At 68.7% G+C, this 12,093-nt stretch carries 10 protein-coding genes; 3 read left to right on the forward strand and 7 right to left on the reverse strand.

What is annotated here, in order from left to right:
* Positions 1 to 253: 253 nt before the first annotated feature.
* Complete coding sequence (locus tag NJ1_RS35110; RefSeq protein WP_067703857.1) at positions 254 to 2,533, forward strand: ATP-dependent DNA ligase; 2,280 nt, start codon at positions 254 to 256, stop codon at positions 2,531 to 2,533.
* An 85-nt stretch (positions 2,534 to 2,618) separates the two neighbouring features.
* Here NJ1_RS35110 and NJ1_RS35115 read toward each other — a convergent pair whose 3' ends face one another.
* The 3 genes from NJ1_RS35115 to NJ1_RS35125 form a co-directional block, all read right to left on the reverse strand.
* The gene (locus tag NJ1_RS35115) at positions 2,619 to 3,218 is read right to left on the reverse strand and encodes a cysteine hydrolase family protein (protein WP_084479184.1); all 600 of its coding nucleotides are present in this window, start codon (positions 3,216 to 3,218) and stop codon (positions 2,619 to 2,621) included.
* A 366-nt stretch (positions 3,219 to 3,584) separates the two neighbouring features.
* The gene (gene yczE, locus NJ1_RS35120) at positions 3,585 to 4,244 is read right to left on the reverse strand and encodes a membrane protein YczE (protein ID WP_067703766.1); all 660 of its coding nucleotides are present in this window, start codon (positions 4,242 to 4,244) and stop codon (positions 3,585 to 3,587) included.
* Between the two features lie 133 nt (positions 4,245 to 4,377).
* Positions 4,378 to 5,394: an SDR family oxidoreductase gene (locus tag NJ1_RS35125; RefSeq protein WP_067703768.1), complete on the reverse strand. Its 1,017-nt coding sequence runs from the start codon at positions 5,392 to 5,394 to the stop codon at positions 4,378 to 4,380.
* 87 nt (positions 5,395 to 5,481) lie between these two features.
* Here NJ1_RS35125 and NJ1_RS35130 point away from each other — a divergent pair, with 87 nt between their 5' ends.
* Both NJ1_RS35130 and NJ1_RS35135 read left to right on the forward strand, forming a co-directional pair.
* Positions 5,482 to 6,114: a TetR/AcrR family transcriptional regulator gene (locus NJ1_RS35130; protein WP_067703770.1), complete on the forward strand. Its 633-nt coding sequence runs from the start codon at positions 5,482 to 5,484 to the stop codon at positions 6,112 to 6,114.
* Between the two features lie 363 nt (positions 6,115 to 6,477).
* On the forward strand, positions 6,478 to 7,659 hold the full coding sequence (locus NJ1_RS35135) for a lipase family protein (protein WP_157574536.1): 1,182 nt from the start codon (positions 6,478 to 6,480) through the stop codon (positions 7,657 to 7,659).
* 24 nt (positions 7,660 to 7,683) lie between these two features.
* Here the strand turns inward: NJ1_RS35135 and NJ1_RS35140 are convergent, their stop codons facing one another.
* From NJ1_RS35140 to NJ1_RS35155, 4 genes are all read right to left on the reverse strand, one after another.
* On the reverse strand, positions 7,684 to 8,328 hold the full coding sequence (locus NJ1_RS35140; RefSeq protein ID WP_339381264.1) for a DUF8020 domain-containing protein: 645 nt from the start codon (positions 8,326 to 8,328) through the stop codon (positions 7,684 to 7,686).
* 192 nt (positions 8,329 to 8,520) lie between these two features.
* Positions 8,521 to 9,294 carry an energy-coupling factor transporter transmembrane component T family protein gene (locus NJ1_RS35145; RefSeq protein WP_067703776.1) on the reverse strand — a complete coding sequence of 258 codons (774 nt, stop codon included), beginning with the start codon at positions 9,292 to 9,294 and terminating at the stop codon, positions 8,521 to 8,523.
* Positions 9,291 to 11,390, reverse strand: a complete 2,100-nt coding sequence (locus NJ1_RS35150) for an ABC transporter ATP-binding protein (protein ID WP_422615805.1) — start codon at positions 11,388 to 11,390, stop codon at positions 9,291 to 9,293. The genes NJ1_RS35145 and NJ1_RS35150 overlap by 4 nt, the downstream gene beginning before the upstream one ends.
* 285 nt (positions 11,391 to 11,675) lie before the next feature.
* Positions 11,676 to 12,062: a DUF4377 domain-containing protein gene (locus NJ1_RS35155; protein ID WP_067703779.1), complete on the reverse strand. Its 387-nt coding sequence runs from the start codon at positions 12,060 to 12,062 to the stop codon at positions 11,676 to 11,678.
* Positions 12,063 to 12,093: the final 31 nt, after the last annotated feature.

Here is a 12,093-nt window from a genome sequence, read left to right on the forward strand (position 1 = left end):
CTCCCGCGCCGGCGCCGGAAGCCGCCCCGGGAGATACGCCGCAGCCCTGATTTCGCCGATATTCGCGGGCCGTTCGGGTCCGGTGCCGCACGTGCGCCGGTAATCCGAACGGCCCGTTGGCTTTTCGGGCGCGGATCAGGTTCCGGCGGCGTCGCCGACACGGTGCCGGACAGCGCGCCGCGGCGGTCTCGGTGCGGTGACGGAACCGGTGCGGGAGCCGGGCGATGCCCGCCGCCCGCTCTACACTGCTGGCATGGGGTCCCGCCGGGATTTCGGGGGCGTCGAGGTTGGGCTGACCAACCTCGACAAGGTGTTGTATCCGGACACGGGCACCGTCAAGGGCGAGGTCATCGACTATTTCACCGCCATCGCCCCGGCGCTGCTCCCGCATATCGCCGGGCGCCCGGTGACCCGCAAGCGCTGGCCGAACGGTGTCCGGGAGTCCTCGTTCTTCGAGAAGAACCTGCCCGAGCACGCACCCGGCTGGCTCGAACGCCGCTCGGTGCGGCATTCGGACCGCACCGTGGTGTACCCGCTCATCGATTCGGTCGCCGGAATGGCCTGGCTCGGCCAGCAGGCGGCACTGGAACTGCATGTGCCGCAATGGCGTTTCGACGGCCGCGAGGTCGGGCCGGTCACCCGGCTGGTCTTCGATCTCGATCCGGGGCCGGGTGCGGGACTGACCGAATGCGCCGAGGTCGCGCTGATCCTGCGCGACGTGGTTCGCGAGGTGGGCCTGGACGCGTACCCGGTGACCAGTGGATCCAAGGGTATTCACGTCTACGTGCCGCTGGATCACACGCTCGAGCCGAACGGCGCGTCCGCAGTCGCCAAGCAGGTGGCCACGAACCTGCAGCAGCTGCGCCCGGAACTCGTGACCGCCACCATGGCCAAGGTCGCGCGCGATGGCAAGGTGTTCCTGGACTGGAGCCAGAACAATCCGTCCAAGACCACGATCGCGCCGTACTCACTGCGTGGCCGTTCCGAGCCGTGGGTCGCCGCACCCCGCTCCTGGGACGAGATCGAACAGCGAAAAGACCTGCGGCACTTGCGGATGGACGAGGTCCTGAAGCGGTTCCGGGAACACGGCGACCTGCTCGCGGGCCTGGACGATCCGCTCGAAGACGCCACCCCGGACCGGCTGCACGCCTACCGGTCCATGCGCGACGCCGAGCGCACGCCCGAGCCCGTGCCCGCCGGTTCTCCGGTGCCGAGTATCGGGAATCGCTATGTGATACAGGAACATCGGGCCCGTCGACTGCACTATGACCTGCGCCTGGAACGAGACGGCGTGCTGGTGTCCTGGGCGGTGCCCAAGGGTCCGCCGATCGACACCCACGAGAACCGGCTCGCGGTGCACACCGAGGACCATCCGCTGGAATACCTGGACTTCCACGGTTCGATTCCCAAGGGGGAGTACGGGGCCGGGCAGATGGAGATCTGGGACACCGGCACCTACGAGACCGAGAAGTGGCGTGCGGACGAGGTCATCGTGCGCTTGAGCGGCGAGCGGCTGAACGGGCGGTACGCGCTCATCCGGACCAGCGGCACCCAGTGGCTCATGCATCTGATGAAGGACCAGACTCCGCAGACCGGCGATTTCGATGCCGAAAGCGCTGGTGCACAACGGGATACCGCTGTTCGCGATGCTCCGTTCCCGCACGCCCTGGCTCCGATGCTCGCCTCACCCGGGGACGTGGCCACCCTCGACGCCGAACACTGGGCATTCGAGACGAAATGGGACGGCTTCCGCCTGATCGCCGAGATCGAGGACGGCACGGTGACCCTGCGCAGCCGGGCCGGGCATATCGTCACCGGGAAGTATCCGGGCATCGCGGCGCTGGGGACGGAACTGGCCGGGCATCGCGCGGTGCTCGACGGCGAGGCCGTGGTGCTCGACGAGCACGGCGGCGCGAATCTCGCTCTGCTGCGCGCGGACGCGGGCCGAGCGGTCTTCGTCGCCTTCGACGTGCTGTACCTGGACGGCACCTCACTGGTGCGCAAGCGCTACGAGGACAGACGCCGGGTGCTCGAAGCCTTTGCCGCACAGGCGCCTTCGCTGAAGGTTCCGGCGCGGCTCGAGGGTTCGGGTGCGCAAGCCCTGCGCCACACCCGCGATCACGCGCTGGAGGGAGTCGTGGCCAAGCGCCGCGATTCGGTGTATCTGCCCGGCAAGCGCGGACAGTCGTGGATCAAGACCCGCAATTGGCGCACCCTGCCGGTGGTGGTCGGCGGCTACCGGCGATCGGAGAACCGCCGGTTCGCCTCGCTGCTGGTCGGTGTCCGCCACGAGGGCGAACTGTATTACCTGGGCCGGGTCGGCACCGGTTTCAGCGAGCGGGAGATGAGCGAACTCGCCTCCCGATTGGGTCGCCTGGAGCGCAAGACCAGCCCGTTCGTGAACGAACTCACCGCCGAGGAGATCAGGGACGCGACGTGGGTGACCCCGAAGGTGACCGGCGTCGTGCGCTTCCAGAACTGGACCGAGGCCGGACGCCTGTGGCATCCGGCCTGGATTCCCGACCCGGACTGAGCCTTTCGGGTCGCTCCGGCGACTCGGGCCCGGTCCGGGTGCTAGCTCGTCTTCTCCAGCAGCGGTGCGATGGTGTCCACGTCGGTCACCAGGCGTGCCCCTGGAACGCGAAATCCTCCATGGCCCTGACCATTCCGGGCTTGTCCTTACCGCCCACCGCATCCTCCACGACCACCGGCAGGAACCCGAGATCGGTGGAATGCGTGACGGTGGGCGCGATGCCGATCTCCAGGGCCACGCCCACGATGGCGTAGGCGCCGATGCCGAGATCGCGCAGCGTGGAAGCCAGCGGGGTGCCCTCGAACGCCGACATGGAGGTCTTGTCGAACACCATCTCGCCGGGCTGCGGCTGTAGCTCCGGCACCAGCTGGAATCCCGGCGTATCCCGCTGCAGAATCGGCGTGACCGCCTCCACCGAGTCCACGCCCTGCCAGCTCATGGCCATCCGCAGCGCGAACGTCCCCATCAGTCGCTTGGGCAGGAACATGTGCCGCAGGAAGATGATCGGATACCCGCCTCGGCGCGCGGCCTCCACCACGCGCACCACCCGCTCGACGATCGCGGGCCCGTCCGTCAACTGCCCCAGCACCCCGGCCTGCATGTCGTACACGATCAATGCCATGCGCTCGGGCGCACACACATCCTCGAGCGTCTCCGGAATTTCCAGCCCGTTACCGTGCCGCATCGTTCCCCGCTATCGGTAGCTCCCACAACAACTTTGGAACTCCACACTACGTGAGCCCGCGCCGGCCTCGGCGCAGGTCGCGACGGCGACCGGCCTGACCGTACGGCAGGCCGGGACCGATGGTGACGACGGACGCCGACATGCGAAGGCGTGCCCCAGCAGGCGCACGGCGTTCTGATGTCCGGGTAAGTGGTCGCCCAGTTCGCCGCGGATCTTCGGGGGTGAGGGTGGGGTCGGCGGCAGTGAGGTCGGAGGCCGAGCGGGAAGCGCGGTGATCCGAGGGTGTGCCTGTGCGACGTCGGCGGTGAGGTCGGGGCCGAGCTGGCGGGGCGGTGATCCGAGAGCATGCCCGTGCGGCGACGGCGGTCAGGCGGCGAGCGGTCGGGTGGTCTCGGTGCCGGGTTCCGGGGCGGTACGCGCGGGGTGCGCCGGCGTCTCGTGGAAGCCCGGCAGGAAGCGGTCGACCAGCGGGATCATCAGGTGGATGAGCGGCCCGATGCCGAAGGCGTACACCAGGGTTCCGATTCCGAGGCTCCCGCCCAGCACCCATCCGACCGAGAGCACCGTGACCTCGATCGTCGTGCGCACCGCCCACACCGGCCGCCCGGTGCGCCGGACCAGCCCGGTCATCAGACCGTCGCGCGGCCCGGGCCCCATCCCGGCCCCGATGTACAGCACCGAGGCGACGGCATTGAGCACGACCGCCGTGAGCATGGCCCCGATCCGCAGCCCGAGCCCCTGCACCTGCGGCAGCATCCAGAGGCTCGCGTCCACCGCGATCCCGATCACCACGACATTGCTGATCGTCCCGAGTCCGGGCCGCTGTCGCAACGGAATCCAGGCCAGCAACACCAGCGCGCCCACCAGCGCCACCACGGTCCCGAAACTCAGCGGCACCCTCCCGGCAACGCCCTGATGAAAGACGTCCCACGGATCCAGCCCCATCGCCGCCCGCAGCATCACGGCCATCGAGAACCCGTACAACCACAGTCCGGCGTAGAGGGCGACGAGGCGACGGATCAGCATCCCACAATGATCGCCACGACTGGACCCCTAAAACAGATCCAGTCATCGATTGCTGGACTGACTCCTGCGATGAGTCGTCTGCCGGAGCTTCTCGGAGCGTGAGCGGTTGGTCGGACTCAGGCGTTGGTCGGACTCAGGCGTTGGCGGCCCTGGTCGCGGCGTGCTTGGGTGCGCCGGGATCCTTCACCGCGCCGAGCGAGATCAGGCTCTCGGCGGTCTCGAAAAGGGATTGATCGACCGGGCGCATGGTCCAGCCGAGGTCGTGCTGCGCCTTGGCGGCGGAGACCTTCTCCTCGCGGCCGAGGAATCGAGAAGCGTTGCGGGCGTTGGCGTCGAAGCGTCCGGCCAGGCGCACCAGCCAATCGGGCAGGGTCCGCGTGGCGACGCGGTACCGACCGGCCAGGATGCGGGCCATATCCGGGAACGAGATCTGTTCGCCCGCCGCGATGTAGCGGTTCCCGGCGGCCTGGGGCAATTCCATGGCCAGTCGGTGCGCGGTGGCTACGTCGCGAACATCCACCGTGGCGAAGTTCAGGCGCGGGACGCCCGGCATCTCCCCGGCGAGCAGGGTGCGAATGGCGCCGACAGAGGTGCTCAGGCCCGCGTGCTGCACGGGCCCGGTGATCATGCCGGGATTGATCACGGCCAGTTCGAGTTCGGGATGCTCGGCCACGAAATCCCAGGCGGCGCGCTCGGCGAGCGTCTTGCTCTTGGGGTACGGATCGCACGCCGCGAGCGCGGACCAGTCGTCCTCGGTGAGGGTGTGGCCGGTGTTGCCCGCCATGATCGCGGCGACCGACGAGGTGAGCACGACCCGCTCCACGCCCGCGGCCTCGGCCGCCCGCAGCACCCGCAGCGTGCCGTCCACCGCGGGCCGAATGATCTCGTTCTCGTCCTTCGGGTCCGCGGCCGGAAAGGGGGAGGCGGTGTGCACCACATACCGGCAACCGGCCACGGCCTCGGCCCACCCCGCGTCGGCGCCGAGCTCGGCCTCCACGAGTTCGATTCCGGCGGGCAGATGATCCAGTGCCGACTTCCGGGCGAGGGAGCGCACGGTGCCGCGCAGCCGATAGCCCTGGTCGGCGAGTTCGCTGATGACGTGTCCGGCCAGATAGCCGGACGCTCCGGTGACGAGAACGAGATCGGGCATTGCCTTGCTCCAATCTGAGCAGTGTTTAGAATGTAATCACTGTATAGATTGCTGAGGCCCGAAGTGTCAACCCCGTACTCTCATCCAATGCCGCCGACCAAGGACCGCTATCACCACGGGGCCCTCCGCGAAGAGCTGCTGCGCGCCTCGCTGCAGCTCATCGACACCGAGGGTCTGGCCGCGGTGAGTCTGCGCCGGGTGGCTCGCGAGGCCGGGGTCAGTCCCGGCGCGCCCTATCACCATTTTCCGGATCGCGCCGCCCTGCTGGCCGCCCTGTCCACTCGCGGCTACGAGATCCTGCGTGAGGAACTGCTCGCGGCCCGCGCCGCCGATCCCGATCCGCGCGCCGTGCTCACCGGCATGGCCGAGGCCTACGTCCGCTTCGCCGTGGCGAACCCCTCCTACTTCCGCCTCATGTTCCGGCCCGAGCTCATCCGCTCGGACAAGGTCCACGAACCCGGTGATGCCGGCGACGCCGCCTTCGCCGTCCTGGAAACTGCTCTCGCCGACGCGATTCGGGCCGGAGTGCTTCCCGCCGCCGATGCCGAAACCCTGGCCCTGGCCTGGTGGGCTCTCGCTCACGGCCTGGCCTCTCTGGAGATCGACGGCAAGCTCGGCAAGCGCGCCGCCGAAATGGGTACCACCGCAAAAGAACTCGGTAACCGCATCATCACCATGTTCGCCGCGCTGATAGATCGGACCGGGGGCGAACCCACGTAACCGCGTGGGGCTCAATGTGTTCGAAGACCGTCCAGTCTCATATGGCGTTCACGCCGCTCATCCCCAGGTGGGCGGCCGGTTTGTCCGCAACGCGCCAGCAACGACGCGCGGAAGCCCGTTGACCTGGTGTGATAGCCGAAGTACCTTGAATTTTCCGATGCGCCGGAGATTCTATCGGCCGTCCTATGTGCCCGTAGTGCCTGGAGTGTCGGTGAATACGACGCTGGAGGCGCTTCTATGCGGTGGTACGACGGAGCTTTCGGAGCATTCGCGCGGAGTTCTCTGGATCGATACCACCCGGACGGTCTCGCCGCCGCGTTACCGGCGCGGGAAAGAACCTGGTGGAGAGTCGGTCTCGTCGCGGTGGTCGCGCTCCTGGCGGCGGTCGTGGTGGTGCCCGGCACGCGCGCCGATATCCCCTTCCCGGACCAGGATCCGTTCTACGCCGAGCCGGTCGGCCTGAGCGAGTTCGAGAACGGCGCGATCATGAACTCGCGGCCCATCTCGGTACTGGGCCTGCCGCTGCCGGTCTCGGGCTGGCAATTGCAGTATCGGACCACCGGCTCGGCGGGCGAGGCGAACGCCGATGTCGCCACCGTCATGGTCCCCATGGTGCCGTGGCTCGGAGCCGGTTCGCGCCCCCTGCTCTCGTACCAGGTGGCCGAGGACAGTCTCGGAACCCGTTGCGCCCCTTCGTTCGCCCTGCGCGGCGGTCGTGACTTCTCGATCGTGAACACCGTGCTCGACGTGCCGTTCCTGGCCGAGGCCATGCGGCGCGGCTGGGCGGTGGTGGTATCGGACTACGAGGGCCCGCAGTCCCGGTTCTTCGACGGCGTGAACTCGGGACGAGCCGTGCTGGACGGCGTCCGCGCCGCCAGATCCTTTGTGCCACTGGGCATCACCGAGTCCAGTCCGCTCGGCGCCTGGGGCTATTCCGGCGGCGCGTTCGCCACCCTGTGGGCCATGCAGCTGCGCGCGAGCTATGCCCCGGAGCTGTGGTTCGCCGGTGTCACCTCCGGCGGCGTGCCGTCGAACATCCCCGGCATCGTGGGCGGGGTGGACGGCGGTTATCAGGCCGGTCTCGGCGTGCTGATCCTGATCGCCATGGCGCGCAACGACCCCGGATCCGGATTGGCCGACGCGCTCAACGACAACGGTCGCCTGCTCATGGAGCAGGAGGCGGACGCGTGCGGCGGAGACCTGGTCTCGAGGCATCTCTATCGTCACGTGGACGAGTACGCCAACGAGCCGAATCTGTTGGACCACCCGGCTTTTCGCGCAGCGACCAACCGTCAGGAACTCGGCGGCTGGGCTCCGGACGTACCGCTGTACCTCTATCACAGCATCGCCGACGACGTGATCCCGGTGGACGGCTTCACGTCCCTGGTGGACCGCTACTGCGCTCTGGGGGCGAACCTCACCGCGATCCACTCGGGAATCCCCGGCCACAATCCCGCCGCCGCGCTGGAAGCCTTCGGGGCCATGGGTTTTCTGTCCGATCGCTTCGCCGGCATCCCGGCGAGTACCGGGTGCACCGTGCGCTGAGCGCGGTGCACCCGAGGGCTCGGATCAGTTGTCGCCCGGGTACGACCACTGGGTGGAACCGGGCGGCGCGACCAGGGTGCTGATCAGGTCGATACCGGCGATCAGCAGAGTCGGGCCACCGACCAGCAACGAGCCGATGACGCCGCCGACACCCGCGCCGAGGATGACGCTGGCGATGACGGTCGGGCCGGCGATGATGCCGGTCAAGCCGACCAGCGCGCCGATGGCGGTGCCCACCAGCGCGCCGATCGCGGTGGCGATGCCGAACTGACTGGCGAAGTTCTGCTGCGCGCGCAGGTTCTCCTGCGGCGAGGCGACGGGCTTGATCGCCACCGGCCAGGCGGCGGCCTCGTCCTTGACGGCGGTCAGCGACAGCGTGTGCGCGTCGTCGCTGAGCGCGACGGGCATCGGGTACTGCTTGCCGTCCTGGTAGAACGACAGCGGCAGGCTGACCACGGTGTTCCCGGCGGAATCGTTGACGTGCACGGTGTCGCCGGCGACCTCGAACCGACCGTCGGTGAGCGTGGTGATGATGGTGTTGCCGACCAAATCGGTCCGGTAACCGATATCGGGCACGCCCGCATCGGCGTGTGCGACGCCCACGCCCGCGCCCGCGATGGCAACTGCGGTGACAACGGGTGCGGCGACTGCGGTGATCTTACGCAGCATCATGTAATTCCAATCTTCATCAGGTTTTTCGCGCAACGCTCCGCCCACACGATCGAATTCCCTCCACCCCTTGCAAACGTGTTGGGCCGAAAACGGATCGCAACGCGTTCTAATGTCAGCAACATTAGCGCGTACCACCGACGCGTCGAGCAATTTTTGGCCCGATAGTTGCCTGCCCGATGCGCGCGACGATCAGAAGAGCAGATCCACCCCGACCGCCGCCGCGCACACCACCGCCACCACGACCAAGGCGATCGCATCGCCTCGCCCGGGTGAGCTGGGACGAGCCGTCAATTCACCGGTGCCGCCGCGGGTGGTGATGGCCTCGCCGAGTTCGCCCGCACGCCTGCTCGAGACCGCGAGGCTCGCGGTCAGAATGTCCACGAGCGGGTTCTCCGCGGCCTGCTGCACCCAGGAATTCTTCGGCCGGAGTTTGCGGGCAGCTCGCAGGATTCGCATTTCCTCCAGCAATAGCGGAAGCCCGCGCAGTGTCAGTGCCACCACGACCGACCACTCGTTCACCGGAATGCGATGCCGCACACCGCGGCGCGTCCAGCCGATCCGTTTCAGGGGCGCACCGAGTTTGGCCAGGGCGGGCGCGATATCGCCCATCTGAGTGGTCCAGGCGATCAGGAAGGACGCGCCAAGCAGAATGAAGCCGAACACGACGACGTTCGCGTATCGCAGCACCGCGTCGAGCCCGACCGGCGCGTTGATCAGCGCGCCCATCAGGACGCCCAGCCAGAACCACCACGGAAACCGCGGCATGGTGCCCAGGGGCAGCCGCGCGGTCAGCCAGACACCGGCCAGGAACGCGATGACCAGACCCAATACCGGCCAGGACGGAATGAACATGAGCAGCACGCTGATGGCGAAGGCGGCGATCATCTTGGTGCCCGCCCAGAGCCGATGCACCGGGCTGTCCACGGGTACTTCGCGCAGAACAACGCCGCCGCCGCCGCTCATCGGACACCTCCGAACCAGTCGTGCGAGGGGGTGAAGGTCTTCGCTGCTGCGGGGTCCTCGACCAGACGGCCGTCGCGCAGGTGCACGGTGCGGTCGCACACCGCCGCCATATCGGCCACGTCGTGTGAGATGACGATGACGGTCAGTCCCGAATCTCGCAGTCGCGCAATCAATTCCACCACTCCTGTGCGCCCCTCCGGGTCGAGTCCGGCGAGCGGCTCGTCCAGCACCACCACCTGCGGCCGGCTGGCCACGATGGCGGCCAGCACCACGCGCTTGGCCTGTCCGCCGCTGAGTCCCTCGATGGAGTGCGAGGCCAGCGCCCGGTCCAGCCCGACCGCGTCGAGCGCGCGGCCGACGGCGGCGGTGCCGGTGCCGCCCCAATCCTCGATCTCCGCCCCGACGGTCTGCTTCTGCAATTGCAGTCGCGAATGCTGGAACGCCAGCTGCACCGAGCCGATTCGCTTGCTCACCGCTTGTACTCCGCGCCGCGAATGCAATTCGCAGCTGCCTGCACTGGGGACGGTGAGTCCGGCCATGATCCAGGCGAGCGTGGATTTGCCGGAACCGTTGCCGCCCACGACGAGCAGCGCCTCGCCGCGTCGCACCGTCAGATCGATGCCGTGCAGTGCGGGCGCCTCCCACGGCGTGCCGTGGTTGTAGGTGTGCCGCACGCCCTTCAGCGTCAGCACGGTCTCGCCCATGGCTCGCTGTCGCTGGTCGCGGACCGGTCGGGGCCACGCGGGCAGATGATCGACCGACCGTCCGGCGCTCAGGTGCACCACCCGGTCGGCGGCGGCCGCGTCGGCCTCGTGATGGGTGACCAGGACGACGGCCATCTCGTGCCGCCGGGGCAGGGTGGCGAGCAGTGCGACCAGATCGCGCCGGCCCTCGGGATCGATCATCGAGGTGGCTTCGTCGGCGAGCAGCAGGGTGGGTTGCCGCGCGAGTGCCGCGGCGACCGCGAGCCGCTGCTGCTGGCCGCCCGACAGGGTGGCGGTCTCCCGGCCGCCCATGCCCGACAGGCCCACTTCGCCCAGCAGCCCGTCGATGTCCACGCGCGCGGCGACCTCGGTCGGCAGACCCCACACCACGTCGTCGGCGACCAGGACGCCGAGGGTCTGGCTTTCGGGCCGCTGCAACACCATCGCGGTGCCGCCGAGTACGCCCAGGCCCGCGGATCCGGGGCTGGTCACGGTGCCGCCGGTCGGTGGGCGGCCCGCGAGAATCCTGGTGAGCGTGGACTTTCCGGAGCCATTGTGTCCGACCACGGCCACGAATTCGCCCACTCGCACGGTCAGGTCGATGCCCTGCAGCGCGTCGGTGCGTGCGCCCGGGTATCGAAAGGACACGTCCCGCAACGTGATCGGGAGCGGCGCGACCGGACGATCGTCGGCGGGCGCGTCCAGCAGATCGTCGCGTCCGGGCAGCCAGGTCAGCCGGTCCAGGACCGAGCCGAGCACGTACCAGGACACCACGCTGCTGACCATCATCGCGGCGATGATGCCGCCGCCGATGTAGGCCCACCACCAGTGCAGCACCGCATCGGCGAAGGCGGCCACGTTCCTGCCCAGCGGTTCCAGCCACGTCTGGCGCGCGGTGAGATTCTCCAGGCCCTTCGCGCTGCTGCGGATCGTGTCGAAGAGCAGTTCGCGGGTCCGGGAGAACAGCAGCAGCATGCCGATCGAGAACCCCGCGCCCACCGCTCCGGCCAGCGCGGAGAGTCCGAGCACCGCGAGGATGCCGCCGCGCCGCCGCTTCACGATGCCGACGATGCAGCCGACCACGCCGACGCCGACCAGATTGGTCGCCGGGACCAGTCCCGCCGCCACGAAGGTCACCAGGGTCGCGGCGATGGTGGTGCCGACGATGGTGCGCAGCCGGTGCCGGCTGGCGAGCAACCCCATCGGCACCGCCGCCACCAGTTGCAGGGCCGCGGCGAACGGCACCAGCGAGCCGACGGTCACGAGTCCGACGGTCGCGCCGCCCAGGACCGCACCGGTCGCGAGCTCGATCGGACGCAGCGGGCCGTGCGGGGGAGTGGACGCGAGTGGCTGCCCGGGGGCGCCATCTCGAATCCGGAACGAATCGGTCACGTAGACCAGTCTGCCGTGTCCGGGACTCTGCCCAGGTCCGCATCGGTTCGACCCGCCAGAATGGACGCACTTGCACTCATGCGTACTTATGCATTCGGCTTGCTCTTGCGACACGATCACGTGTACCGAGACGCCCCGGAAAGGGCGTCCGGCAACTATGTGGGCCGACCGGTGCGACGTGCTGCGGGTACCGGGCCGAGGACTTCGAGCACGCGACATTGCGGGTGAAGGCCGGGCTCGGCCCGCCGCCGCGCCGAACTGTCGTGGTGAGGGCGGGAATTCGCGCTACTGCGCGGGCTGCTTGGACAGCACCCGCACCAGATGCCAGGTGAACGACGGCGCGTCGGCCGGCGGATCGACCCACGGCCGCTGCTCGACAACCAGGTGATAGCTGAATCCCGGCTCGAAGTCGAAGCCGGTGATCCCGCCGTAGTGCAACTCCCACTCCGCATTCGGGTCGCGCCGCACCTGCAGGCACTCCTGTGGCGCGACGCCCGTGCACGGCACGGTCTCCTCGGCCACGTAGAGATCGAACTGCTGGGACCCGGGAACCGTCGTCTTGGTGATGGTCGTCGGCCTCGGTGCGGCGTCGGAGGCGGTCGAGGAACAGCCGGTCACCGGCAGTGCGGCGGCGAGCGCGATCGGGAGAAGCAGCCGGAGGCGAGTGCGCATGGCGGAGAATATGCCACACGTTTGCCACGGT

This window comes from Nocardia jejuensis NBRC 103114, assembly GCF_001613145.1.
Lineage (GTDB): Bacteria > Actinomycetota > Actinomycetes > Mycobacteriales > Mycobacteriaceae > Nocardia > Nocardia jejuensis.

Excerpts from the sequence above, each read along its gene's own strand:
- NJ1_RS35110 (WP_067703857.1), top strand. The coding sequence starts at position 254 with ATGGGGTCCCGCCGGGATTTCGGGGGCGTCGAGGTTGGGCTGACCAAC.
- NJ1_RS35115 (WP_084479184.1), bottom strand. The coding sequence starts at position 3,218 with ATGCGGCACGGTAACGGGCTGGAAATTCCGGAGACGCTCGAGGATGTG.
- yczE (WP_067703766.1), bottom strand. The coding sequence starts at position 4,244 with ATGCTGATCCGTCGCCTCGTCGCCCTCTACGCCGGACTGTGGTTGTAC.
- NJ1_RS35125 (WP_067703768.1), bottom strand. The coding sequence starts at position 5,394 with ATGCCCGATCTCGTTCTCGTCACCGGAGCGTCCGGCTATCTGGCCGGA.
- NJ1_RS35130 (WP_067703770.1), top strand. The coding sequence starts at position 5,482 with ATGCCGCCGACCAAGGACCGCTATCACCACGGGGCCCTCCGCGAAGAG.
- NJ1_RS35140 (WP_339381264.1), bottom strand. The coding sequence starts at position 8,328 with ATGCTGCGTAAGATCACCGCAGTCGCCGCACCCGTTGTCACCGCAGTT.
- NJ1_RS35145 (WP_067703776.1), bottom strand. The coding sequence starts at position 9,294 with ATGAGCGGCGGCGGCGGCGTTGTTCTGCGCGAAGTACCCGTGGACAGC.
- NJ1_RS35155 (WP_067703779.1), bottom strand. The coding sequence starts at position 12,062 with ATGCGCACTCGCCTCCGGCTGCTTCTCCCGATCGCGCTCGCCGCCGCA.